The sequence below is a fragment of the Paenibacillus sp. MB22_1 genome (assembly GCF_047200555.1).
GTDB classification, from domain to species: Bacteria; Bacillota; Bacilli; order Paenibacillales; family Paenibacillaceae; genus Fontibacillus; species Fontibacillus phoenicis.
This window is the reverse complement of the sequence record NZ_JBLADV010000002.1, coordinates 759378-783182: the sequence shown is the minus strand read 5'-3', so window position 1 is coordinate 783182 and position 23805 is coordinate 759378. Positions and strand designations below refer to the sequence as shown.

Annotated in this window: 30 protein-coding genes and 1 tRNA gene; 27 read left to right on the top strand and 4 right to left on the bottom strand. The window is 51.2% G+C overall.

What is annotated here, in order from left to right:
* Nucleotides 1-6: 6 nt before the first annotated feature.
* From ACL02P_RS15455 to ACL02P_RS15410, 10 genes are all read left to right on the top strand, one after another.
* A complete protein-coding gene (locus ACL02P_RS15455; RefSeq protein WP_412837652.1) occupies nucleotides 7-489 on the top strand; it encodes a MazG-like family protein in 483 nt (160 codons plus the stop codon).
* Between the two features lie 5 nt (nucleotides 490-494).
* Complete coding sequence (locus tag ACL02P_RS15450; protein ID WP_412837651.1) at nucleotides 495-1433, top strand: AAA family ATPase; 939 nt, start codon at nucleotides 495-497, stop codon at nucleotides 1431-1433.
* A gap of 261 nt (nucleotides 1434-1694) precedes the next feature.
* Nucleotides 1695-2369: a DUF3310 domain-containing protein gene (locus ACL02P_RS15445; RefSeq protein WP_412837650.1), complete on the top strand. Its 675-nt coding sequence runs from the start codon at nucleotides 1695-1697 to the stop codon at nucleotides 2367-2369.
* Nucleotides 2370-2392: 23 nt separating this feature from the next.
* Nucleotides 2393-4801, top strand: a complete 2409-nt coding sequence (locus ACL02P_RS15440) for a VapE domain-containing protein (protein ID WP_412837649.1) — start codon at nucleotides 2393-2395, stop codon at nucleotides 4799-4801.
* A gap of 290 nt (nucleotides 4802-5091) precedes the next feature.
* Nucleotides 5092-5382, top strand: a complete 291-nt coding sequence (locus ACL02P_RS15435) for a VRR-NUC domain-containing protein (RefSeq protein ID WP_412837648.1) — start codon at nucleotides 5092-5094, stop codon at nucleotides 5380-5382.
* Nucleotides 5370-6761 (top strand): DEAD/DEAH box helicase, encoded by a 1392-nt coding sequence (locus ACL02P_RS15430; protein WP_412837647.1) that lies wholly within the window; start codon nucleotides 5370-5372, stop codon nucleotides 6759-6761. The genes ACL02P_RS15435 and ACL02P_RS15430 overlap by 13 nt, the downstream gene beginning before the upstream one ends.
* Nucleotides 6762-6768: 7 nt before the next feature.
* Complete coding sequence (locus tag ACL02P_RS15425; RefSeq protein WP_412837646.1) at nucleotides 6769-7035, top strand: hypothetical protein; 267 nt, start codon at nucleotides 6769-6771, stop codon at nucleotides 7033-7035.
* A gap of 6 nt (nucleotides 7036-7041) precedes the next feature.
* Nucleotides 7042-7464 (top strand): hypothetical protein, encoded by a 423-nt coding sequence (locus tag ACL02P_RS15420; RefSeq protein ID WP_412837645.1) that lies wholly within the window; start codon nucleotides 7042-7044, stop codon nucleotides 7462-7464.
* A gap of 73 nt (nucleotides 7465-7537) precedes the next feature.
* A tRNA-Pro gene (locus tag ACL02P_RS15415) sits at nucleotides 7538-7611 on the top strand.
* A gap of 79 nt (nucleotides 7612-7690) precedes the next feature.
* Nucleotides 7691-7894, top strand: a complete 204-nt coding sequence (locus ACL02P_RS15410) for a hypothetical protein (protein ID WP_412837644.1) — start codon at nucleotides 7691-7693, stop codon at nucleotides 7892-7894.
* A 26-nt stretch (nucleotides 7895-7920) separates the two neighbouring features.
* Here the strand turns inward: ACL02P_RS15410 and ACL02P_RS15405 are convergent, their stop codons facing one another.
* Nucleotides 7921-8055, bottom strand: coding sequence for a zinc ribbon-containing protein (locus tag ACL02P_RS15405; protein WP_412837643.1), 135 nt, complete (start codon nucleotides 8053-8055; stop codon nucleotides 7921-7923).
* A 34-nt stretch (nucleotides 8056-8089) separates the two neighbouring features.
* Nucleotides 8090-8272, bottom strand: coding sequence for a YjzC family protein (locus tag ACL02P_RS15400; RefSeq protein WP_412837642.1), 183 nt, complete (start codon nucleotides 8270-8272; stop codon nucleotides 8090-8092).
* Between the two features lie 95 nt (nucleotides 8273-8367).
* On the opposite strand from ACL02P_RS15400, the gene ACL02P_RS15395 reads away from it, so the two are divergent.
* Nucleotides 8368-8646 carry a hypothetical protein gene (locus ACL02P_RS15395; RefSeq protein WP_412837641.1) on the top strand — a complete coding sequence of 93 codons (279 nt, stop codon included), beginning with the start codon at nucleotides 8368-8370 and terminating at the stop codon, nucleotides 8644-8646.
* 37 nt (nucleotides 8647-8683) lie between these two features.
* Nucleotides 8684-8956, top strand: a complete 273-nt coding sequence (locus ACL02P_RS15390) for a hypothetical protein (protein ID WP_412837640.1) — start codon at nucleotides 8684-8686, stop codon at nucleotides 8954-8956.
* A gap of 20 nt (nucleotides 8957-8976) precedes the next feature.
* Here ACL02P_RS15390 and ACL02P_RS15385 read toward each other — a convergent pair whose 3' ends face one another.
* On the bottom strand, nucleotides 8977-9261 hold the full coding sequence (locus ACL02P_RS15385) for a hypothetical protein (RefSeq protein WP_412837639.1): 285 nt from the start codon (nucleotides 9259-9261) through the stop codon (nucleotides 8977-8979).
* A gap of 140 nt (nucleotides 9262-9401) precedes the next feature.
* On the opposite strand from ACL02P_RS15385, the gene ACL02P_RS15380 reads away from it, so the two are divergent.
* The 12 genes from ACL02P_RS15380 to ACL02P_RS15325 all read left to right on the top strand — a co-directional run bounded on the left by ACL02P_RS15380 (nucleotide 9402) and on the right by ACL02P_RS15325 (nucleotide 20487).
* Complete coding sequence (locus ACL02P_RS15380) at nucleotides 9402-10109, top strand: terminase small subunit (RefSeq protein WP_412837638.1); 708 nt, start codon at nucleotides 9402-9404, stop codon at nucleotides 10107-10109.
* Entirely contained in the window at nucleotides 10102-11550 is a 1449-nt protein-coding gene (locus ACL02P_RS15375) for a terminase large subunit domain-containing protein (RefSeq protein WP_412837637.1), read from the top strand. The genes ACL02P_RS15380 and ACL02P_RS15375 overlap by 8 nt, the downstream gene beginning before the upstream one ends.
* 29 nt (nucleotides 11551-11579) lie before the next feature.
* Nucleotides 11580-11810 carry a hypothetical protein gene (locus ACL02P_RS15370; RefSeq protein ID WP_412837636.1) on the top strand — a complete coding sequence of 77 codons (231 nt, stop codon included), beginning with the start codon at nucleotides 11580-11582 and terminating at the stop codon, nucleotides 11808-11810.
* Complete coding sequence (locus ACL02P_RS15365) at nucleotides 11807-13894, top strand: hypothetical protein (protein ID WP_412837635.1); 2088 nt, start codon at nucleotides 11807-11809, stop codon at nucleotides 13892-13894. The genes ACL02P_RS15370 and ACL02P_RS15365 overlap by 4 nt, the downstream gene beginning before the upstream one ends.
* Complete coding sequence (locus tag ACL02P_RS15360) at nucleotides 13891-14226, top strand: RyR domain-containing protein (RefSeq protein WP_412837634.1); 336 nt, start codon at nucleotides 13891-13893, stop codon at nucleotides 14224-14226. The genes ACL02P_RS15365 and ACL02P_RS15360 overlap by 4 nt, the downstream gene beginning before the upstream one ends.
* A 72-nt stretch (nucleotides 14227-14298) precedes the next feature.
* Entirely contained in the window at nucleotides 14299-15285 is a 987-nt protein-coding gene (locus ACL02P_RS15355) for a hypothetical protein (protein ID WP_412837633.1), read from the top strand.
* 13 nt (nucleotides 15286-15298) lie between these two features.
* Nucleotides 15299-15715 carry a hypothetical protein gene (locus ACL02P_RS15350; RefSeq protein ID WP_412837632.1) on the top strand — a complete coding sequence of 139 codons (417 nt, stop codon included), beginning with the start codon at nucleotides 15299-15301 and terminating at the stop codon, nucleotides 15713-15715.
* A 32-nt stretch (nucleotides 15716-15747) separates the two neighbouring features.
* Nucleotides 15748-16710, top strand: a complete 963-nt coding sequence (locus ACL02P_RS15345) for a Mu-like prophage major head subunit gpT family protein (RefSeq protein WP_412837631.1) — start codon at nucleotides 15748-15750, stop codon at nucleotides 16708-16710.
* 210 nt (nucleotides 16711-16920) lie between these two features.
* Complete coding sequence (locus ACL02P_RS15340; protein ID WP_412837630.1) at nucleotides 16921-17487, top strand: hypothetical protein; 567 nt, start codon at nucleotides 16921-16923, stop codon at nucleotides 17485-17487.
* A 118-nt stretch (nucleotides 17488-17605) separates the two neighbouring features.
* Nucleotides 17606-19918, top strand: a complete 2313-nt coding sequence (locus tag ACL02P_RS15335) for a hypothetical protein (RefSeq protein ID WP_412837629.1) — start codon at nucleotides 17606-17608, stop codon at nucleotides 19916-19918.
* Between the two features lie 13 nt (nucleotides 19919-19931).
* A complete protein-coding gene (locus ACL02P_RS15330) occupies nucleotides 19932-20348 on the top strand; it encodes a hypothetical protein (protein ID WP_412837628.1) in 417 nt (138 codons plus the stop codon).
* Nucleotides 20341-20487 (top strand): XkdX family protein, encoded by a 147-nt coding sequence (locus ACL02P_RS15325; protein WP_412837627.1) that lies wholly within the window; start codon nucleotides 20341-20343, stop codon nucleotides 20485-20487. Before ACL02P_RS15330 ends, ACL02P_RS15325 begins: the two co-directional genes overlap by 8 nt.
* A 50-nt stretch (nucleotides 20488-20537) precedes the next feature.
* Here the strand turns inward: ACL02P_RS15325 and ACL02P_RS15320 are convergent, their stop codons facing one another.
* Entirely contained in the window at nucleotides 20538-20699 is a 162-nt protein-coding gene (locus tag ACL02P_RS15320; protein ID WP_412837626.1) for a CopG family ribbon-helix-helix protein, read from the bottom strand.
* Between the two features lie 105 nt (nucleotides 20700-20804).
* Here ACL02P_RS15320 and ACL02P_RS15315 point away from each other — a divergent pair, with 105 nt between their 5' ends.
* The 3 genes from ACL02P_RS15315 to ACL02P_RS15305 are packed head-to-tail and all read left to right on the top strand — an operon-like array spanning nucleotide 20805 to nucleotide 23801.
* Complete coding sequence (locus tag ACL02P_RS15315; protein WP_412837625.1) at nucleotides 20805-21797, top strand: tyrosine-type recombinase/integrase; 993 nt, start codon at nucleotides 20805-20807, stop codon at nucleotides 21795-21797.
* A gap of 49 nt (nucleotides 21798-21846) precedes the next feature.
* On the top strand, nucleotides 21847-22407 hold the full coding sequence (locus ACL02P_RS15310; RefSeq protein ID WP_412837624.1) for a hypothetical protein: 561 nt from the start codon (nucleotides 21847-21849) through the stop codon (nucleotides 22405-22407).
* Entirely contained in the window at nucleotides 22404-23801 is a 1398-nt protein-coding gene (locus tag ACL02P_RS15305) for a hypothetical protein (protein WP_412837623.1), read from the top strand. The genes ACL02P_RS15310 and ACL02P_RS15305 overlap by 4 nt, the downstream gene beginning before the upstream one ends.
* Nucleotides 23802-23805: the final 4 nt, after the last annotated feature.

The window sequence follows — 23805 nt, the reverse complement described above, 5'->3', positions numbered from 1 at the left end:
ATGGAGATGTCTAAATTGGTTTCTACTCTTTACAATACGGACGCTGATCGAGAAGTAATACTCTTCGCGGAACAAAGAAAATACATGTACGGAAGAATGATGGGGATCATTAGCAAGCTCTGGCACGAGAAGGACCCGGTTGGGGCATTTACCGTAGGGCCTTGCTACGCGCAAGTCGAGGCTTATGGTAACTACTTTGATCTCGTTGATAAATTAGCTCATCTTAGTTCGGCCATTCAAGATGTACTTACTGAACGTGCTCGCCAGGACGCCAAATGGGGTCAGCAGGATCATGAGCCTATGGCTTGGATGGGAATTCTCGGAGAAGAATTCGGCGAACTTTGTGAGGCGGTTAATGAAACGTATTTCAACAACGGACCAGAAGCGCGAGCGAAAGGCGGATACGAAAATATGCGCACCGAAGCGGTACAGGTTGCGGCTGTGGCAATCTCCTTCATCGAGGCTTTAGACCGTCGATATGGGGAGTGACACCCGTGGATTATTCGATAAATGAAAAAGCGCGTGACGCATTAAGCCGTCTCGCCGCGATGCCGGGTATGGCTCAGGTTAAGGAGCAAGTCGAACAAATGGTCCAATACCGCCGGATCGCAGAGCTTCGTAAACAGAACCGGCTTAAGGCTCAACCCCAAACGAATCATATGGTCTTTTTAGGAAATCCAGGAACGGGAAAATCTACAGCGGCTCGTCTGATCGGAGAAGCCTTTGCCGAAATCGGCCTGTTGAAACGCCAGAATGGTAGCGTCCCATTTGTTGAAATCAGCCACGGAATCATAACTGACTCCCTTGTTGGCGCTTCTGAAAAGAAGGTGGCCAGCAAATTTAAGGAAGCCCGGGGTGGTGTCTTGTTTATCGATGAAGCCTATGCCTTTATCGGCAAAGCAGAACACCGGCATGATGACAAAGTGATCGCAACAATGGTGCAACTCATCGAGGATATGCGCGACGAGATCGTCGTGATCGCAGCTGGCTACCCAAAGAATATGGCTGAATTCCTTTCATTTAACCCCGGGTTAGCTTCTAGGTTCCCGACGACGATTCATTTTCCGGATTATGACGTGCCTGATTTGATCAGAATCGCTCAGCAGATGTTGCTGGAGCAGGAGTATCAACCGTCGTCGGACTACTTGGAGGCGTTGGCTAGCGTTCTATGGATAGAGAAGTCCCGACCGGACTTCGGTAACGCTCGAACGGTTCGGAATCATGTCGAGCGATCGATCCGCCGGCAGGCAATAAGGGTTTCGAAGCTGCAGCAGCCCTCGCGTAAGGACCTGGCCTCGCTAACCGCACAGGATCTTGTGGCCTCTCCTCATGGTCTCGCTGACTCCGAACGCGAAGCCCTGATTAAGATAATTCGAGAAGCCCAAAGCCGACTACTGAAATTGGATCTAAACGCAATCATAAGCGCTAATTAGGTGGTGAAAAGCGTGAAACATTTCGCTCAATGCCCCCGATGTAACCAGAAATTCGAGATAGCAGAACCGCCAAAGGATCGCATCAAATGCGAATGCGGCGCGACTATGCAAGTATACACCAGCTACACCATGACACCGGAGGAGCTGGCTAGATATCAAGCATTGCCGGCCCCAGACAAAACTGAGAAGCGACCCGTAGGGGTTCACCTAGCAACTCAGGAGTTGCGAAGAAACCGAGAAAAACCAAAGGAGGCTAAGTTCATGGCACCAATAAAAGAAGGACCAAAATGCGGACTGACAAGGGAAATCCTGATTGAACAAGTAGCAAAGGGAGAAACCTTATCCAGCATCGAACGGGCTTGGGGTATGAAATACAACACGATCCACAACTGGGTGAGAAAATGGGGGCTGAAAGGAATCACGGCGGAAAAGGCGCAGGCTCTTCTTGACCAAACTAAACAGCCCGCTCCAATGGAACCCGAGCCGGAACTGCTCCGGGAGAAAAATACGGCTACACGTCCAACAGCTGAGGTGGAGATGCTTAATAAAGCTGAACGGGAGATCGAGCGGCTTACCGGGGAAGTGGAGAAGCTGACAACAGAGCACGACCGACTATTGAAGTGTCAAGCTGACTGGAATGAGCGTGAGGAAGCCTTGCTCCAGTATATCGATGAGTTGGAGGCTGAGCGAACGGATAGAATGGCTCCAGTCACAGCGACTCTTGAGGACGATAGTTCGTCAACGCAACCCGTGCACACCATCGAGTGCATTGAAGCGATTGAAGCGGTGACGGTCGGACTTGAAGGGGCGGAAGCGTACAGTACGGGCGCCGTCATCGAGAGCCTGTGGAGATGGAAATGGAAGAACGGTATCGAGGACCTCAAAAAGGCGCGGTGGTATCTGGACCGGCTGATTGGTGAGCGAGAGCACGGCTAATTTGTTCGCAGGAGGCAGGCGTCATGCAATTTAACAGACAATTAACCATATCCGCCGCCGGCAGCCGGCACAGCACGAATTGGCAGCCGCAGATGATCTACTGGTCCGAGCTGGTGGAGCGCCTGCGGACGGCGACACGCGGCACCGAGACGCTGGCGCAGTACCTGGCGATGCCAAAGAGCCAGCAGGACGATCTGAAGGACGTCGGGGGCTTCGTCGCCGGGGCCCTCGCCGGCGGCCGGCGGAAGGCCGGAGCGGTGACGGGGCGCGACGTGATCACGCTCGACCTGGACAACATCCCCGCGGGCGGTACGGCGGACGTGCTGCGCCGGCTGGACGCCCTGGGCTGCGCCTACGCGGTGTACTCGACGCGCAAGCACGAGGAGGCGAAGCCACGGCTGCGGGTACTGGTGCCGCTCGATCGGACTGTCACAGCGGACGAATACGAGCCGCTAGCCCGCAAGCTTGCGGCAATCATCGGGATTGAGCTGTGCGACCCGACGACGTTTCAAGTGGCCCGCCTGATGTACTGGCCGAGTTGCTGCGCCGACAGCCAATATGTCTTTACTTATGGTGATAAACCGTTCCTATCCGCTGATGGCGTGCTGGCTATGTACGCGGACTGGCGCAACATCGCTGAGTGGCCGCAGGTACCCGGGACTAACCAGTCACATGTCCGGATGGCTGCGAAGCAAGGCGACCCAACAACAAAGCCTGGTGTCGTCGGCGCGTTCTGTCGAGTCTACGACATCTACGGGGCCATGGAAACTTTTCTTCCTGGTATCTACATCCCGACTGATGACGGCAGTGGCCGTTATACGTACGTCGGCGGCTCCACCACGGGCGGCGCGATCGTGTACGATGACGGGCAATTTTTGTACAGTCACCATGCGACGGATCCGTGCAGCGGTCGCCTTGTCAATGCCTTTGACCTGGTCCGGCTGCATAAATTTGGCGACCAGGACGACGAAGCGAAGCCCGGGACGCCGACGAATAAGCTCCCCAGCTACGCAGCCATGACGGCGTTTGCGATGGAGCAGGAGGCGGTTGCCGGGCTGCTGATGGCCGAGCGATACGAAAAGGCCGTCGCGGGGTTCCAGGATGCCGCTGCGGCGGAGGCATTGGTGCCGCCAGATGATCTGGACTGGATGAAGCGACTGGAGATCAACAGCAATGGCATGTACCTCAAAACGGTCGACAACGTGCTGATCATACTGGAGAATGATCCCGCGCTGAAGGGCAAAATCGCTTTTGACGAGTTTGCGAATCGCGGCCTTGTGCTCGGTTCATTGCCTTGGGACGCGCGGACAGATCGGCGACCGTGGGCAACCAGTGATGATGCCGGCATTTATCACTACATCGAGAAAGTATACGGCATCGCCGTTGAATCAAAGATCGACAACGCCCTAACGCTCGTCTCTCATAAACACCGCTTTAATGACGTAAGGCAATACCTAGAAGGCCTGAAATGGGATGGAGTGCCTCGTCTTGATACGGTATTAACAGACTATCTAGGCGCAGAGGACAACGTTTACACGCGGGCAGTGGCCCGCAAATCGCTGACGGCTGCTGTCGCTCGTGCCATGCAGCCCGGAATCAAATATGACTATATGCCGATCTTGGCCGGTCCGCAGGGGCTTGGAAAATCAACTTTCTTGCGGCTGCTGGGAAAAAACTGGTACAGCGATAGCCTGACGACCTTTGAGGGGAAAGAGGCCTGTGAGATGATTCAGGGCATTTGGATCAACGAGGTCGGCGAGCTGACGGGGATGAGTAAATCCGAGAGTAACGCCGTTAAGCAGTTCCTCAGCCGGACGGAGGACATTTACCGGGAAGCCTACGGCAAGCGTACCATGCCGTACCCGAGGCGCTGCGTATTCTTCGGTACCACAAACGACAGCGAATTTCTGCGAGACCGGACCGGGAACCGGCGCTTTTGGCCGGTGGACGTAGGGATATTAAAGCCGACAAAGAGCGTGTTTCGGGATCTGGAGGGCGAAGTTGACCAAATTTATGCGGAGGCCTTTGTACGTTGGCAACTTGGCGAGGCTCTATATTTGACCGGAGAGGCTGAAGAGCTCAGCAAACATCAGCAGGAGGCTCACAGGGAAAGCAGCGCTAAAGAGGGGATCATCCGGGCATTCGTAGAGCGGCCAGTTCCGGACGACTGGCAAAAACGTGATATCCCTTCGAGACTGATGTACTGGAGCGGAGAGTTTGGGAAGCCCCATGAAGGGGAGGCAGGGCCCCGGGACCGGATATGCGCCGCAGAGATTTGGTGTGAATGCTTCCGATCGGACATTAAATTTATGAAGCAGACGGACACCCGGGAGATAAATGGTATTTTGGCCTCGATACCCGGGTGGGAAGAGTACCGAGGAAGGTTTGGGCCTTATGAATTCCAGCGGGGATTTAAACGGAAATCGAGTTGACAATGTTGACAAGCAGGGCGTGACACTTTGAGAAGTGGCAACAAAGGCAATGTGACAGTTCCGATAAGTGACAACATCAGTGTCAACTTAAGTGTCAAAGCCAATAGGTCTTATAAAATCTATATTTACATTACTTAATTGACACTGTTGACACTTAATTAACTAAATAAGAATAACAAAGAGAATATAGAATTTAGGGACTTATATATAACGCCTAATCCGCCTAATTTATAAAAAAGTTACGCGTGTACGGGCGCGCACGCGTAACACATCTTGAGGAGGTTTGTCAAGTGAGAGAACGAGACATAGAAGCTTATTTGCGGGAGAGGGTCAAAGCGGTGGGAGGTTGGGCCCCGAAGTGGACATCCCCTGGGAACAGCGGAGTGCCCGACAGGATCGTGTTCTTTCCCGGGGGGTGTATCGTATTCGTTGAGCTGAAAGCCCCGGGAGAAAGACCGCGACCGCTGCAGCTGGCGCAGCATAAACGAATCAAGTCGTACCAGCAGGATGTCCGGGTGATCGATAGCCGGGAGCAAGTAGATGCTTTGATCCAGGAGTGTATGGATTTATGGATGCATTGAGCGAGAAAAAGAAGTTTGTCCCGCATGATTATCAGCGGTATTGCATTAACCGGCTATTGGCTGACGAGGCCCTAGGGTTATTTTTGGACATGGGCCTGGGCAAGACCGTCATCACCCTTACAGCTATCAATGATTTGAAGTATAACCGTTTTGCTATCCGCCGGGCTTTGGTGGTGGCGCCGAAGAAAGTGGCAGAGGCCACCTGGAGCAACGAGGCGGCTAAGTGGCAGCATCTGCAGCATCTTCGGATTATTCCGGTGCTGGGAAACCAGCAGAAACGGATCCGAGCACTGAATACGCCCGGTGATATCTGGGTCATCAATAGGGACAACGTGGCTTGGCTGGTGGAATATTACCGGAACGCTTGGCCGTTTGACATGGTAGTTCTGGATGAACTCTCTAGCTTTAAAAACCATCAGGCGAAGCGGTTTAAGGTGCTGACCTGGGTACGGCCTCACATTCGCCGGATCGTCGGTCTGACCGGGACGCCGGCACCAAACGGATTACTTGACCTGTGGGCGCAGATCAATCTACTGGATCAAGGAGAGCGGCTGGAAAAACGGATCACGCACTATCGCGAAAAGTATTTCGAGCGGAATTATAACGGATTTGGGTATACCGCCAAGCCAGGAGCTGACGAAGTCATTCAACGCAAGATCGCAGACCTTTGCATCAGCATGAAAGCAGAGGATTACCTGGAGCTGCCGGACGCTATCACGAATGTGATTCCGGTTGTCTTGGACGACAAGGCACAAAAACAGTACAAGCAGATGGAGAAGGAACTACTGTTGGAGATCGACGAGGAAACTGAGATCACCGCAACGAGTGCAGCTGTGTTAACAGGTAAGCTGCTACAGCTTTGTAACGGAGCGTTGTATGACGGCGATCGAAACGTCCATGAAATTCACGATTGCAAAATCGAGGCATTCATGGAGCTGATCGAGCAGTTGAACGGAAAGCCGGCGCTGGTGTTTTACAGTTATCAGCATGACCGGGATCGGATCCATAAGGCGCTGGAGAAATCAGGACTCCGGATCCGCGACTTAAAAACACCAGAGGATCAGTTGGATTGGAACGCTGGAAAGATCGATATTCTCTTGGCGCACCCGGCCAGCGCGGCCTATGGGCTTAACTTACAGGACGGTGGAAATCACGTTGTTTGGTTTGGTTTAACTTGGTCGCTAGAGCTGTATGAGCAGGCAAATGGTCGTCTACATCGCCAAGGCCAAAAGCAAAAAGTAATTCTGCATCACCTGGTCGTTCAGGGAGGAGCGGATGAGGACGTGATGGCGGCATTGGAAGCTAAGGCAACGACGCAGGATAAACTTTTGGAAGCCCTGAAAGTCCGAGCCGAGAAGATCAAGGCTGAAGGGAGATGATCCGGACATGAACAGAGCTGAAAAACGCAAAGCAGCCAAAGAGCTTAAGCGGCTAAAGCCTAAAGACTTTTGGGCAGCCCAGAATGAGATTCACACCCGGGCCTACGCCATGGCTGAGCGACATTACGGCGAAGCGATGGACATCGTTCTGACTCCGAAACAAAAAGCGGCTGTCGTGGCGAAAGCCAGGGAAATCAGGGAACTGTGGGACGGGATCCACGCGGTGACGGTGGATGTTACGGAGTCGGAAGTGTTTGATTCGGGGAAGGGGTGACAGCCAGTGGACTTTATCCAAACTTATAACGACATCACTAAAGAGATTGAGATCCTGGAGCTGCGGCTGATCGATCTTGAAGCAGAACTGAAAGAGGCGAGAAAGCTGTGTTTTTCCGGCCAGCTTCCCTCTGATCCTCTGCCGGTTCACGTCCCTTTGGATAAGGCGTTGGAATATTATGACGCAGTGGTCCTTAAGATTGGGGAAACATCAAATCGATTGGCTGCCAAGAAGCTGATACGGCAAAAGATTGAGGATAATATCCGGGATTTTCAGGGAATTGAATATCAAGTGGCGTATATGCGGGATATTGAGCGGAAGCCCTTGTACAAGATCGCCGACGAGCTTGGGTACTCATACGATTGGATTCGAAAAGTCAGCAGCCGTATTAAGGCACAAAAAAGGCACAAAAAGATTGATTTTTCCTGATATACTGGGATTGTGAAAATGTATCGAGACGCGGCTGGCAATGATCAAGGTCGTTCGGCAGCCGCGTCACTAACCGGATGTGGTGTAGCTGGGTAGCACGCTTGCCTTGGGAGCAAGATGGTGCAGGTTCAAATCCTGCCGTTCGGATTATTCGCCTTTTTGGATCCTCCTCCTGCCTTGCCGGCATCTTCGGGTGTCGGTATTTTATCTTGAAAGGGTGGTATTGATGAATCCGGTAATCGAAAACAATTTCAAGTATCACGCGCCGCAGCCGGGGCAGCCTGAAATTTATCAGGAGATCCGCGACAAAGCGAAAGAACTGGCGTACTTGATCGACGAAAAGGCGCCGAACAGCCGTGAGAAGTCATTGGCTATGACTAAGTTGGAAGAAGCCGTTATGTGGGCAAATGCCGGAATAGCGAGAAATTAAAAAGCAGCCGTTTGGCTGCTTTTCGATTAAGGCGTGTATTTTGTTTCTGAGCATCTTGGGCACGGTGGCAACGTGTCGGTGTGATCATCAAGCGTAACCTTAGCTCCGCAGTTATCGCAGGTATAAGTTCCTTTGCCTGGTTTTTCTCCTGTAGTTGACATTTTTAAACACCTCCTTTCGGGGAATTAATCTTGTTTACTTTTTGTGCTTTGTTTTATCAACTTGAACCCAAGAGTTACCGGGCTTACTTGTAGGAGGCAAAGGCTTGTTTTCGATGCCAGTGATCTCAAGGTTGTTTACCTTACCGCCGCGAGGACCCACTTCTATGAATTGACCTGAGTTTGAGGGTTTTTGACCCGGTTTATACCGTTCTGACATATTCTTTCACCTCCTTCTATGTACCTATCTATCAATACGAGATTATAGGTTAATAGTTTCATAAAATATTCCAATGCAGGAAAGAAGGTGTGTTTGTGAATCAAGTCAAGATAGGTTATACGGTTTACCAGGTTGTTGAAGTAGATTGTGTTAATAAATTCGAACCCAGAAAAGGCGAGATAGACTACTTTAAGCGACAGATACGCATCGATAAAGATATGACACCGCAAGACAAGAAAGAGACCTTAATACATGAGATCATTCATGGTATCGATGAATTCATGGGGATTGAGCTGGAGGAATCACAGGTAAAAAAACTCGGTGCGGGATTGGCAATGGTTTTGGAAGATAACCGTGAACTGTTAGGCACTTGATAGGGTGCCTTTTACTTTTTGAAAGGAGCTGAGCGCGATGGCGGGAGGACGGAAAAGTAAATATCACACGCACGTTGAACCCAAGCTCCTGCTGATCGAGGCTTGGGCACGAGACGGGTTGACTCTGGAGGATATCGCCAAGAAAAAAGAAAAGAGACCCTCATTTTCGAGAGTCTCGGTATTCTTCGATCTGTTGACGCGTCCAGACAGGACCGTTGCTAAGTCTTTGGATGGGTTCTGGGAACGCCCCTCGGCTAAGATAAGTTTGGACACGGCGACGATCCCAACCGAGGACCTCCGCCGCATCTGATAATCCAACCAGGGGCGGTATTACTTTGATGCTTTGGACAACAGCACTTGGCCTGTGGTCGATGATAAGCGCGGTGTTTTACCGTAAGCATCTAATTCGCAATGTTCGTTTTTGTAATCGAAAATGGCGACTTCGCCAGTTACCGTCTTGCCAACAGAATAACCTTCTGGCAATACATAATCCTCGGCATCGTGGACGAAAGAAAACTGTGATACGCTGTAATCAGAATCAGCAATTACGAATGTGTCTTTAGTCATTGGATCGTTCTTTTGCGTTTCAACAAATTGCAGTTTGATAGTTTTCATTCAAATCATCCTTTCGACCTCATCCGGTATCTCCGGCTTGTTGGTTGTGAGTTGTTATCTTTTGTATGACTATATCATACATCGGTTGTATGACGATGTCAACACCTTTTTTTTAATTTTCCTGAAAGGAGCTGAGCGCGATGGCATTGACGCCGAAGCAGCAGTTATTTGTCAAAGAGTACCTGATCGACCTCAATGCCACACAGGCGGCGATCCGCGCAGGTTATAGCAAAAAAACAGCCAACGAGCAGGGTGCCAGATTGTTAGCAAAAGCTAGTATCCAAGATGCCCTGCAAGAAGCCATGAATAAGCGAGCTGAGAAAGTGGAGATTACGGCGGAGCAGGTGCTGCAGCGCTGGATCGATATCGCGTATGCTGACCCGAACGAAATTGCGCATTTCCGGCGCGTCTGCTGTCGGTATTGCTTTGGTATCGAACACCAGTACCAATGGATCGATCAGGAGGAGTATGAGGCTGCAGTGGAGGCTATCAAGGAAGAGGCAGCGAACAGCAAGAAGAAAAAGCCGGTGAAGATTCCTTCCGCCGCAGGAGGTTATGGATTTGATCCGCAACTGCGGCCGCATCCGAAATGCCCGAAGTGTCACGGGGAGGGAATTGGGCAGCTGCACATCAACGATACGCGCGATCTGAGCCCGCGGGCAAAGGCGTTGTTTGCCGGCATCAAGGCAACAACTGCGGGGATCGAAATCAAGTTCCACGATCAGGATAAGGCGCTGGAGAATATCGCCCGGCATCTCGGTATGTTTAAGGACAAGCTGGAGATCGGCGGAGAAGGTGGCGGCCCGCTTCAAGTAGTTTTTGACGGAGGGATGACGAAAAATGGGTAATACGATTGTCATTCCGTACAAGCCGCAACCCAGGCAGCAGCTTTACCATCAGACCAATGACATAGACGAGCTTTTATATGGTGGAGCTGCTGGCGGCGGTAAGTCTGAGGCTACTATCTGGGACGCGCTCAAATACGCTATGCAATATCCTGGCAGTAGGCAGATCATCTTCCGGCGCACATTCCCAGACCTCCAGCGGTCTATTATCGCTCGGACGATTGTTGCTTACCCAAAAGAGCTGGGTAAATACAATGCGTCCAAGCATGAGTGGGTATTTATAAACGGCAGCGTCATCGAGCTTGCTTACTTTGACAGCGACTCGCACAAGGCTAATTATGCCGGTGCGGAGTATGACGTTATACGCTGGGAGGAGCTGACGCACTTTGAGGAGGGCTGGTACACTTTTATGTTGTCCCGGCTGCGCGGATCGACTCCGTATCCTCGGTATGTTAAAAGCACGACAAACCCGGGCAGCGTTGGCCATGCGTGGGTCAAAAAGAGATTTATTGATATCGGGGCGTGGGAACAGGTGCATGAGGTACAGGAGACGGACGATAACGGCGCGCCGCTTTATCACCCTGATACCGGCGAGCCGATCATCTCCCGGCGTATTTTTATCCCGGCCAAGGTGCAGGACAACCCTAAACTGCTGGAAGCTGACCCCAACTATATCGTCCGGCTGATGCAGCTGCCTGAGCAGGAGCGCAAACAATTGCTTGATGGCGATTGGGACACGTTCGCTGGGCAGTATTTTAGTGAGTTTAGCCGCGCACTGCACGTGGTCGAGCCCTTTGACATCCCACGCGAATGGAAGCGGTATAGAGCGCTGGATGAGGGCTACACAGACCCGTTCGTTTGCCTCTGGATCGCGTTGGCTCCGGATGGTACGGGGTATCTGTACAGAGAGTTGGTACAGACAAAGTTGCTGACATCTGAGCAAGTGGAGCTGGTGCGCCTTAACAGCCCGGTGTCCGAGCGCTACGAATACAACGTTGCGGATACGTCCTTTTGGAATAAGGCAAAGACGGAAAACATCACGCCAGCCGAGATATTCGCCCAAAAGTCCGTCCCGCTCATTCAAGCGAAAAAGGAGCGGGTGAACGGCTGGAAGCGGCTGCGGGAGTGGCTGCATCCGTATGACGCGATTGATCATGTGACGGGTAAGACGTACCGGACGGCCAAGCTTAAGATATTCAGCACCTGTATCAAGGCTATTGAGGCGATCCCGGCCATGGTGCACGATGACAAGCACGTTGAGGACGTGGCTGCACACCCGCTAGACCACATACCCGATGCGCTGCGGTACTGGGTCATGAGTCAGCCGACACCAGGACGAGGTGAGGGGGCTTGGAGCGCTAACCCCGAATCGCTACCAGATCGGAGAGCAGATTTTGATATTGACGATGACGACGACCAGCCGATCATACGAGGTTTTTGGTAAATACACAATCTTGGATGAGGAGGTTTAAGATGATCACGGCTTTTACTTTACTGGCGATGCTTGTCATCGCTTTTTTGTGTTGGCGCATCTATGACCAGGACAAGACAATCCGTCAGCTGACGGATAAACTGATGGCTCGTAGTTTTAAGGATTATGTGGTCGGTGTTAGGGCTAGGGAAGACCCGCCGCCTGACATCACCAGCCGCAAGCCCATGAGCTGGTACGATGATCCAAACATACTGGACGGTGATAGCTCATGAGTGTGATTGATAAGATCAAGGGAATTTTTACGGATAGTTCCGCCGACCAGAAAGGTGACGCTAGTCCGAACACACCGGAACAGCAGCACATCTGGGACACTGTGTACCAGGATTACCAAATATTCAAGTCAGCCAGACAGCCCATGGAGGCGATCTGGCGACAGGAACAACGATTCTATATGGGAGATCACTGGCGCGGTCTCCGGTCTGAGGCTGTGTCAAAGCTCCGTCCGGACGCCGTTGAGAATATCGTATTTAGCCAAATTGAGTCTATCGTGGGCAAATTGACGGGGTGGATGCCTTATCCCGATTACGTGGCCGTCGAACCAAGTGATGAGGCAAAGGCGCGGGATCTTAACGATTTCATGCCGTATGAGCTGCGTCAAATCAAGTTTCGCCATAAACATGTTCGCGCGGTCCGCCGCTGCGTGATCCACGGCCCACTGATTTACAAAACGATATTTGATCCGACGGTAGAGGGCGGACGCGGACTGCGGCGGTATACCGGGCGTAACGACATATTGCCGGTTGATCTAGGGAGCTTCTTTCCTGATCCGCGCGTTTCGGATTTTATCTATCTGCAGGATATGTCCGCAATCATTATCCATACTCGTAAGCCGCTGGAATACTTCAAAAAACGCTGGCCGAAACAAGGCGCAAAGGTGATGCAGGATAATACGGCCTCCGATACTGAGATTTTCAGCACGGATGTTTACGATGCCACGCGGGGAGACTCTTCTTTCAACACTCGCGTGAATGAGCAGACTGCCGGGCTGATAGAGTACTGGTATCGCGGACTGCCAAAGCTGGTAAGCGACGAGGATAAAGAACTCTTCCGCGAGCTTGCGGACGAGAAGCTGGCGCAAGGGATTGACCCATCTGAAGCTCTGGCGAAAGCATCCGGCAGCATGGAGGGAGTGCATTGCATTTACGTTTCGACATCTGGCGTTTTCCTTGAACATAAGGCATATGTCTACGATCACGGCATGTATCCATTCACGGCCCGTACGCTGTATCCGGAGGAGGGTAACCTTTGGGGCAAAGGATTCATGCGGGACCTGATTAAGCCTCAAATCTTCAAGAACAAGTATGCGGAGCTTGCGATTGAGACGATGGCCAAACAGGGCGGATCTGGCATCATGTACGAAGAGGGGGCCATCTCGAAGCCTCGTACATGGCAAGAACAGCGGAGCCTTCCTGGCGCGATGCTTCCGGTTGCTCCTGGACGAATGAATGATATTAAAGAGCTGCAGGGTGTGAACGTCCCCGGCACGATCTTTAATAGCCTCAACTATTACGACGAAGTGTTGCAGAAGATCCCGGGAATGTTTGATTCAGCGAACGGGGCGGCGAACAGCAATGTGACGTCTGGTGAACAAGCCAAGGCGCTTATCGCAGCCGCCGGAACCCGGCTGAATACAGTATCGGATCTCATCTCTGAGGCGTTGGAGGATGTATTCAGCCAATATGTCGAGCTGATTGCTCAGTTTTACACAGAGGAGCGGATCGCGAGAGTTACGGGGCGTGAAGTAAGCATTAGTCGTGGTTCTTTGATCTCCACGGTTCCGTCTCAGTTTGATACGGGCGAGCAACTCATCGATCCGGAGACAGGCGAAGCCATCCCGGATATTCGACCGGTTCAAGAGGAGTTTGTTCCGGAGTTTGATTTGCGCGTGCAAATTGGCGTGGATAAACCACAGGACCGGGAGTATTGGCTGCAGTTGGCGTTTAATCTGCTTAAGATGCAAGACCCACTGACAGGGTTGCCAATGATCGACGCAGAAGGTATCCGATACGTCATCCAGACGGGGCGGATGGAGTCCATGGATGTCATTAAGCGCCGGATCGAGGAGGCTGCTGGCAGAGAGCAGCAGTTTAAGCAGGCTATTCAGGCGGCGCAACAACTCCAGCAGGAGAACCAGCAGATGCAAGCAGCGCTGCAGCAGTTAACCGATCAGCGCGTCCAGCACGAGATGCAGCAACAACAGGCGGAACAAGACCTGAAGCGGCAACGTTTGGAGCTGGATGCGGCCAAAACAGCGAATGACATTATGAAATCGAATAGAGGGAGCTTTCCGCTATGAACATTGAACAAATAGCGAGAATATGCCACGAAGTAAACCGGGCATATTGCAAAAGTATCGGAGATGGCAGCCAGCCAGCTTGGGATGATGCCCCTGAATGGCAAAAGGAAAGTGCTGTAAATGGAGTACACTTTCATCTTACCAACGAAACGACACCCGAGAAGTCGCATGAAAATTGGCTGAAAGAGAAGATTTCGACCGGATGGGTGTATGGCCCTGTAAAAGATACGGAGAAGAAAGAGCACCCCTGTATGGTTCCGTATGATCAGCTTCCAATTGAGCAAAGGACCAAGGATTATCTGTTCAAAGCTGTTGTAGATTGCTTTAAGTAAACGGGCTTGCGCTGAGACTGCGTAAGCCTATTTTATTTCAGCCGCCACCCATAGCGGATTAGGAGGATAACCATGAAAGATGATGTGATTCAACCCGCCACCCATAGCGAGGAAGTCACGACACCGCCGGCCAACCCACAGGCCGACGAGGCCCATATTGCGGCCATGAAAGATGTTTACGCTTCGTTCGGTCTTGAATATCCGGCTGAGAACGAAGACAAAGAAGGCAATGAAGATGACGCTCAGGAAGGCCAAGAATCCGATCCACCCACAGACGGAGATGCAGGCCAGGAAGAGCCGAAAAAGGGAATCACGGTCAAGTACAACGGCCAGGACGTCTTTATCCCGGAGGAAGATGTCGCCGCTCATGCCCGAAAGGGCCTGAACTACGACAAGATCGAGGGAAGAGCGAAGCAGTACGAATCGGCCCTGGACAGACTGGCACGTCAACAAGGCTTCAAGGATCATGCCGAGCTGCTTGCGAATTTGGACGCAATCGAGCAAAAACAGCTACAGCAGCAGCGCGACCAATTTGACGCCTTGAAAAAGCAGCTTCGTGATGATGCGGAGGCTGCCGGTATCGATCCAAACATCCTGGACCAGTATCTGGATAATCACCCGCTCCTGAAGCAGGCCCGCGACGTTGTGACGCGAAGCGAGCAGGAACAGCAGCTCCGTCAACAAGAGCTGTTACAGCAGCAAATTCGTCAGGGCTGGGAGAATTTGTTCCGGAAGTACCCGCAGCTCGCTGAACAGGTTGACGCTGAAACGGGATCGGCCACGTGGTACACCCCGGAGATGCAGGACAGAATCCAGCGCGGATATGATCCCGTCGATGCGTACGAGCTGGTACACCGGGACAGCATCATTGCGGATGAGCGGAAACGTACCGAGCAAGCGGTTTTGAAGAACCAGCGCCTAAATAAACGGGCACAGGTCGAGAAGGCTGGTGGATCTGATTTGGAGCCGAGCGCGCCGGAAGAACTCACATCCGCGTTTGTCATGTTCGGGCTCGATCCCAAAAACGCGCAGAAATATGCGAAGAATTTTGAGAAATAGGAGGCGTTAGATTATGCCAGGATTCAAGTACGTTTACAACGATTACGGGAAGGACCCGACCAGGATCACTGAATTTATGATGAAAGACAACGAAGCCGGCACAGCGGGCGAGGCTGTGAAACTGGATGGCGGTCGATGGACGAAGGCCAGCGGTACGGACGCTATTGGTGGTTTTTTGACGTCCAACGTCGCAGCAGGAACTAACCAGCCTTGCGAGGTGATCTTGGCTAGAGAAGGGGATTGGTACGACGTGCCTTATACGGGAACAGCTGATACTGACTTTGTAGAAGGTGCAAATGCTGTAGCGCTGGCTACGAGCGGTTTGGCTCTGGACGCCGCGACGGTTGAAGGTGGCTCCGTAGCCGTGTTGTCCCTCAATACCAGCAAGAAGACGGCGCGGGTCAAAGTGAAGAACCGGCAGTTCTCGTAATCAGCCTATAAAGGATAAGGAGGATTTTTCCTATGCAAACAAAACTTCGTTGGGATCCGCGAGTACTGGAGCCTGTCTTTAAGGAGCTCTACTCGCTTGAAATGAAAAACAAAAAGGACTTTATTCCGCTGCTCTATAACGACACTCCATCGACCAAGGATATGGAGTCCTATGAAGGGATCGGCGGAGAGGGCCTGATGGAAGAATGGGGCCGCTCGAACAACCAGGTCTACTATGAGGACATCGATGAGTTGTGGCAGAAGGTCATCAAAAACCGTAAGTTCTCCGATGGCCGCATCATTGACCGCGACTTCATTGATGATCTGAAACTGACTGAAATCAAACGCCGTATTGCTTCGCTGGCTGACGCTGTGTATAAGACGCAGCAGCTGCAAGCAGTTGAGTTCCTGAACAACGCGTTCTCGACCACAGGGACGAACTGGCGCGGCCGCACGGAAAACTATGCGGGGCCGGATGGTAAGGCGTTGTGCGCGTCGGATCATCCGTATAGCCCTACAAACAGTGTAGACGTACAGTCCAACCTTGGAGATAAGCCGTTGACGATTGACAGCTGGGATGAGACAGCGGTGGCTATGCAGGAGTGGGTTGACGACAAGGGGAATCCGATGGCTGTAATTCCAGATACGCTTATCGTGGCCCCTTACAACGCTCGCGCGGCCTTTAAAATCGCAGGCTTGCCGGATGCGGATCTGCCTAAGTATGAACCGGGTAGCAATAACTTTGATGCTAACATGTACATGGGCAACATCAAAGTTATTGTCAATCCGTTTATCAGCCCGGCTAAGCGTAAAAACTGGTTTGCGGTCGATTCGGCGCGCCTTCGTCAACTCAACATTTGGCAGTGGAGACGTAAGGTAGAAAACGGTTCGATTACCGATTTCGATACTGAGGTCACCAAGTATAAAGCCGTTGGCCGTTGGGGCTATGGATTCATTAACTATTCGTTCATCTACGGCCATGAGGTCACAGATTAAGATCAAATATCAAGGAGATCAGAGGGGGCTACAGGCTCCCTTTCCTTGTTTTAAGCATTCACCAACTGAGTTTTTAAAAGAGGGAAGGTGGAGTCATGTTTCGAGATGAACTGGATGCGCTGAACGCGATTTATCAAGAACAGCGTAGAACAAACGAATTACTTGAAAAGTTAGCCGAAGGCAGCCTATCAGCGAAGGAGGGAAATCAAGATGCTTCTAAAGGACGTGGTCGAGGAAATCGCCGAAAAGGTGCCGAACCATCTGACACCGCAGTCGATCATCCGGAAAGTAACACAGGTGCGGGATCGGATTCTTAGGGAGTTTGGCTCCGCCTTGCAGCAGGCCGAAACAGTTTGTACGGCTATCGATCTTAAGGCTGGTCAAGATCAATACTTTTTACCGTGTCCCGCGGGGAACGTGGTGGATGTCGATATCCTCATCGACGGCGATTGGTGCCGGTTAACTCTCCGGCAATTCAATCAGGATTCAATCAAACCGTATTACTACTTCCAGGCAGGTGTAATTGGGCTTGTTCCGACCCCGGAGGAGGATGTTACACAGGGGCTTAAGCTTTTCCATATTCCCGTTCTTCCGCCGCTAACCATCGAGGATATGAACCGTATGACAGGATTCGATCCAGATTACGATATGGTTCTCGTTTACGGCGTCCTCCGGGAGCTTGCGCCGGGTTACGATGATCTGTACCAGCAGTTGCTGAACGATTGGAGAACCGCGAATAGTGGATTTGAAAAATACGCCGTGAAGGAAAGATGGTGAGAAGATGGACCGATACCCATGGAGAAATACGAGTGAAGATATCGCGGAGCAAACCCCATCGCAGTGGGAAACTCCTGAGGGGGCCCAAGAGAAAGTAGATGCGGGGATTGCGGATCACGTGGCGCACGGTACGCATCCAGCGTCCCGCATTATTGAGAATCCCGATAGACGATTCGTATCCGATCAAGATAAGGTGTATTGGAACGAAAAGGCCGATGGCACCTTGGCTACGCAAACCGTAAAAGGTATGATGTCTCCCGAAGACAAGACAAAGCTGGATTCGGCTACAAGCGATAAACTTGCAGGGACGTTGATGAGACGCGACGCAAGTGGACGAGTGAAAGTGGTTGCCCCCGTAGCAGCGGACGACGTTGCGCGAAAACAGGAAGTTGATACCGTACAGGGAAACCTTAATGCCCATGAAGGGAATACCAATATTCATATTACTCCTGCTGAGCATGCCAAACTAGCAGGTATTGAGGCTGGCGCACAAGTTAACCAAAATGCATTTGGACAAATCAACGGGATAGCAGCGACATCCGAAAGCGATTCGTTCACTCTAGTGGCGGGTACCGGTATATCGATTGGAGCAGATCCAATCGAAAAGACACTTACGATCAACAATCAAGGCGAATCCCTTCCTGGGCCACACGCGATGTCACACGTAGACGGGACGGACCAAATACCAAACGCAGTCACAGGCGGGCGCAGTGGGCTTATGAGCGGTGCTGATGCGCAATTTGTGCGAGTTGATGGGGAGACGAGAACAGGTGCCCAAGCGAAAGCAGATGCTGCTAGAGATGAGGCCAAGGAATACGCCGATTTACTGGTTGAGGGAATAACGCCAGCAAGCATTGGAGCAGAAACACCAGCGGGGGCGCAAGCTAAAGTCGATGCTCTGGCAGGTGAGGGAAACACCAAAACGGTCAAGCAGTTGGACGACGAAGTTACTGCACATTTGGCGGATTTTGCGGCGCATGAAGCGGATTACGTGCGGCAACCAGCTTTTGCGGTAACAAGCGGTACAAGCACGGCGTATACCGTCGCATTAGACCCGGCGCCAGTGAATTTGCCGGAAGGCTTCGGCATTACGATCGTACCGCATATTGACTGCGGCGATGAGCCAACGTTGGAGATAAACGGACTTGGGGCTGTAACACTTAAAGATCAAAAAGGCTCTCCATATGGCGCAGGTAAACTAGTCGCAGGCAAACCGTACACCTTTAGATTGGTTGGTACGGATTTTTTAGCAGATAGCGGATCGGGAGGGGGTGAACAGGTTAAAGGTCAGACTGAGGAGATTATTGCTTTCGGAGAAGAAATAGCGGAGCTAGATCCTGTGGTTGTTAAAACATCTTTTTATAAACTCCCCAATCCTAGTGTTCTTCCCACGGCAACCGGAACTGCAGTCTCATTTACCTCTGACGCACTGTATCTGGCTATTGGATTTGCTGGAAGTTCAGGACAAAACCTTTATATCTATAAAAGAAGCGGAGATAATTATGAAAAATTAAAAACTCCTGGAATTAACATTACAGACCTGGTTTACGCGGTTTTATTTAGCCCAGATGATAATTATCTCTATGTTGGATGCGCCTCAACGCCTTTCATTGTTATTTACAAACGTGCAGGCGATTCTTTTACGAAATTGGCCAATCCGGTGGTGTTGCCTACTGGAGGGGTGAATAATTTATCTTGTGATCAAAGCAACACATATGTATGCGTAGGACACGTCAACAGCCCGTATATAACTATTTACAAGCGTGATGGCGACTCATTTACTAAATTGAGCAACCCATCAACGTTACCCGCATCAAACGCCACAGACGTGACGTTTAGCGATGATGGTATATATTTAGCTGTTGCGCACGACACAACTCCGTATGTCACTATCTACAAACGAAGCGGGGATGTATTCTCTAAGTTAGCAAATCCGGCTAGTTTACCGATAAGTAGTGCGGCTGGTGTTGCGTTTAACGCGGATGCCTCGTATTTGGTTGTTGTGTCTAACTTAGGAAGCATGCCAATAACTATTTACAAACGTGACGGTGACACATATAACAAGATTGATCCGCCTGACTATATACCGGTCGGATCATTAGAAAAAGTAAAATTTACGCTCGATCAAAAATATGTAGTCGTCACCACATCCGTGAACCCGTTCGTTGTTATTTACAGACGGGTAGGGGATACGCTGATTAAAGTGACTAACCCTGCGCTTCTGCCAACTGGCGGAGCAAACAGAATTGGAACGGTAAACGGTTATTTGGGAATCACTCACAGCACATCGCCATTTTTCACAGTTTATAAAACACCTATTGAGGCGGTTAATAGTAACCCTGCAATTTGGGGCGACGCGCTAAAGATTGGATATGCCGAAGAAAGTGGACAGGCCGGGGAATCGAAAAAGGTAATCATTACGCATCACTAAAGGAGCGGTGGCTGTGAGAGATTTTTATTTTTTACTTGATGGCGATATCGTCCGCGATGTCGTCGAATATCATGCCGAGGGGTACGTAAAGGTAACTATGCAACAAAATGAATTGCCTCCTGGAGTAAATGCTGGTTACTATCGATTGTTGGATGGTTTATTGTTTCTTGACGAAGCACTGAAAGAGGAGCTAGAAGCGCAACCAGAAACGGAGCTGTCAGATGTAACAATACTCGGTATGGAGCACGTTAAGATGGACCTTGCTGTCCTGGATTTAAAACGCCAAGTAGCTACCTTGACAATCGAGATGAATAAGAAGAAATCTGAGATCGCGGAACTGACACAACAAAACCAAATACTCGGATCATTGCTAAGCTCGCTACAACTGCAAGTATTGGCGACAAAAGGAGGTACAGATGCTAATGTTTAACTCTCCGCTTGACAAACACCAGTATTTTTATGCGCGTAAGTGGGAAACGGAAACGCAGCTCCAGCTTTACGTAAAACTCGGTGAGATCACAGCGGACGAATACAAAATCATCACTGGGTTAGATTATCCGGCGGAATGATCGGACGATATTGTGCAACAACGAGAGCAACAAAAAAAAGAGCTGCCGGATCATTCCGACGGCTCTTTTTCAAGTGCAATTCTGACGAGCTCTCGTATGGCTTCGCTTCTACTTTTCAGCTGCTTTTCGTGCCAAAACTTCTCAATCTCCTCGATCATATCATTCGGAAAGGAAACGAGAATCTGAGTGTTTTTCGATTTATCGATCGGCATTCGATTATCACCTCAAAAGTAGTATAGGTTATACAACTTATATTGACAACAAGAATGTACGTTTGTATATTAGTTATATAAGTTATATAACCGCGAGGTGATGACATGAATAATGCGAGTGAGCAGTTGTTGTCTGATGTCGTAGCCGTGTTATCTGAGAAGTTACCGGAGATCAATGTTGAACGTACGAAATCGATACTTTCGGCAGCAATTTCCAAATACCACATCAAGAAGGTGGAGGAAAATGAGCCTCATCCTGATTCTGACGAAAAGCTCGGTATGTTCTTGTCGTCGAAGCGGTTGGAGGGGCTTAGCCCGATTACCCTCGCCGGGTACGAGCTGGAGCTTCGAATCTTTTTTCGCTACGTAACGAAGCGCATGGAGTCCGTGACGGCAGCGGATATCCGGGCTTACCTAGGACAATTCGACCAACTAAAAATGAGCACCGTTGGACGCAAGCTATCTGTCCTGAAAAGCTTCTTTGGCTGGCTGACGGCCGAGGAGATCATCCTGCGCGATCCCTCAGCACGACTCAAGACGCCAAAGCAGGAAAAGCGCCTGCCGAAGGCGTTAACGGTGGCGGAGTTAGAAATGCTGCGGGAAGCCTGTCGTACCGTCCGGCAGCGGGCCTTTATCGAGGTGTTGTACGCGACCGGCTGCCGTCTCTCTGAAGTGTTCGGCATGAACCGAGATGATATCAATCACCAATCAATGAGCTGTCGGGTTGTCGGGAAAGGAAATAAAGAGCGGGAAGTGTACTTCTCATTTAAAGCCATGTATCACCTGAACAGGTATCTGTCCAGCAGGAACGACGACTGTGAGGCGTTGATGGTCACAGAGCGGCGGCCATTCCGGAGACTTTCCCGCCGGGGGATTCAGCGGGAGATCGACGTGATCGCCCGGGCTGCCGGTCTGGGCGGCAAGGTTAGTCCGCACGTACTTCGCCATACCTTCGCGACCTTAACACTCAATAACGGGGCGGAGTTGGTTGCGGTACAGGAGCTCATGGGGCACGCAGATCCGCAGACAACGCTACGTTATGCTCGGATAACGGAGGAGAGAAAACGAGAACAGCATAAAAAATACTTAGTTCAATGACACGCCCTGGCCGGCGTGTTTTTATTTGCCATCGAAAGGAGGGTTCGGCTTGGACATCCAATCCATTATCGCTGAAGCGGATCTGCTCGTCCCGAATGAAATACCGGAAGCCGATAAGCTACTTTGGATCAATTCGATTAATCAGGACTTCTTCAACGTGGTGAAGATCCCGAAGATCGCTCGCTTCGCGTGTGTAGCATCTCAGGCTGACTATATATTGCCAGACGATGTTCGATCCAAAAACATTGACCTGCTTATGGTCGGCTTGTTCCGGTATCAAAGCCTTGAATCGGACCTGGTTATCCCAACGCAGAACATGTACAGCTTTGATGATGTCAGCCATACCTTATCGTTGTTTCCCGCCCCATATTCGTCTGATCAGCAGGGCGTGCTCCGGTACCGCCGGATCGCGACCACCACCTATACGACCTCGAACCTGACAGCCGCGCCGGACGCTCCGGAAGAGTATCATTGGACGTACATCCCCGCGCTTGCCGTGTTCCTTGCACTCGCGCAGGATGATGGTGTGAAGGCGGCCAACTATGAGGCTCAGTATAAATCGGCTTGGAACGCTGCGGCACAGAACTATCAAAATGGGGTGGGCGAATGAAGCCAGTTCAATACCAGCCGGTTGCCTATCAGCAGCTCCCCGGTCTATCCGCACCGATTCCAATTCGGGAGTTTAAAGGCCTGAATACCTTTGATCCTTTGGCAATTAACGAATCATTCTTCACGGATATGCAGAATATGACCTCAGACGATTACCCGGCTGTATCAACGCGGCCGGGTTATTCCGTGCTTGGGACGTTCGGAACGCGAGTGCTAGGCATGGGAGTATGGGAGGGCAAGGAGTTACACGTTATATTTAACGATGGGACGTGGCGACGCTGGAACGGGTCTACCTGGACAACGTTGGCCAGTGGGCTGAGCACAACGGCTGAATGGACCTTTACCAACTTCCAAGGTAATTTTGATCAAGTCAATCTGATTGGCTGCAACGGCGTGAATCCTATGAAACGGTACGACGGCTCCACGGTTCAGAATTTGGCCGGCGCCCCGTCGAACGGAAAATACATCACCACGTACCAAAACCGGCTTTGGTGCGCGGTGGGCGTTGAGCTGTGGTCCTGTAAGTTGGACAACGCGACCGTTTGGGACAACTTCCTCAATGATGATGCGGCTTATCGTAAAACGATGGAATCAAGTCGCGGAGAGGAAATTAACATGCTCACCGGTAGCCTGACCAAGCTCACGATCGGTATGCCAAATGGGCTTCACGAATTGTACGGTGGTCGCCCTTCGGACTTTAACACGAAGCTGATCACGGAGGATACGGGGCTGGCAAGCAATAAGGCACAGGTTACACAAGATGGAGTTATGAGGTTCATTCATGGGTCAGGTATTTATGAATACGGTGGCGGTGTGGCCCCGGATAAAGCTTTTTCAGAGATCATCGGCAAGCTGCTTACCGGGATCACGGATCAGAGCGTAGCGGGAACAGACGGGAAGAAGCTCTACTTCAACCTTCCGGATGATCGCATGCTTGTTCATGATCCGAGGTCCGGGATACAAGCATGGAGCCTATGGCGAGGGATACGGGCGGTCCACTTCGCATCGATCGGTGGCACCTTGTTCATTGGCGATGCTCAGGGGCGTGTGCTTCGACTGGAGGGCACGACCGACGGCGGAAATCCGATAACCTGGTCTGCTACAACAAAGCCGTTCAACGGCAGCTCGCTTGCGCAGAAAATGCGGTGGTATAAGTTATGGGTCATGGTTGAGCTTTCAGGCAGCATGGATGTTTACCTTTCGCCGTCTATCACCGGAGAGGACTGGACGTTGGTTCAATCGATCACCGGTACGGGTGCCCCTCTGATCCGCCGGGTCATTATTCCGGTGTCCAGCTTTGCCCGAGAAAATTGGATTCGGGTTAAATTCGCAGGCACGGGCTGGGCCCGTATTCACGAGTTCACACGGCAAATGCGGCAGCTGCCGCTTTATTAGGAGG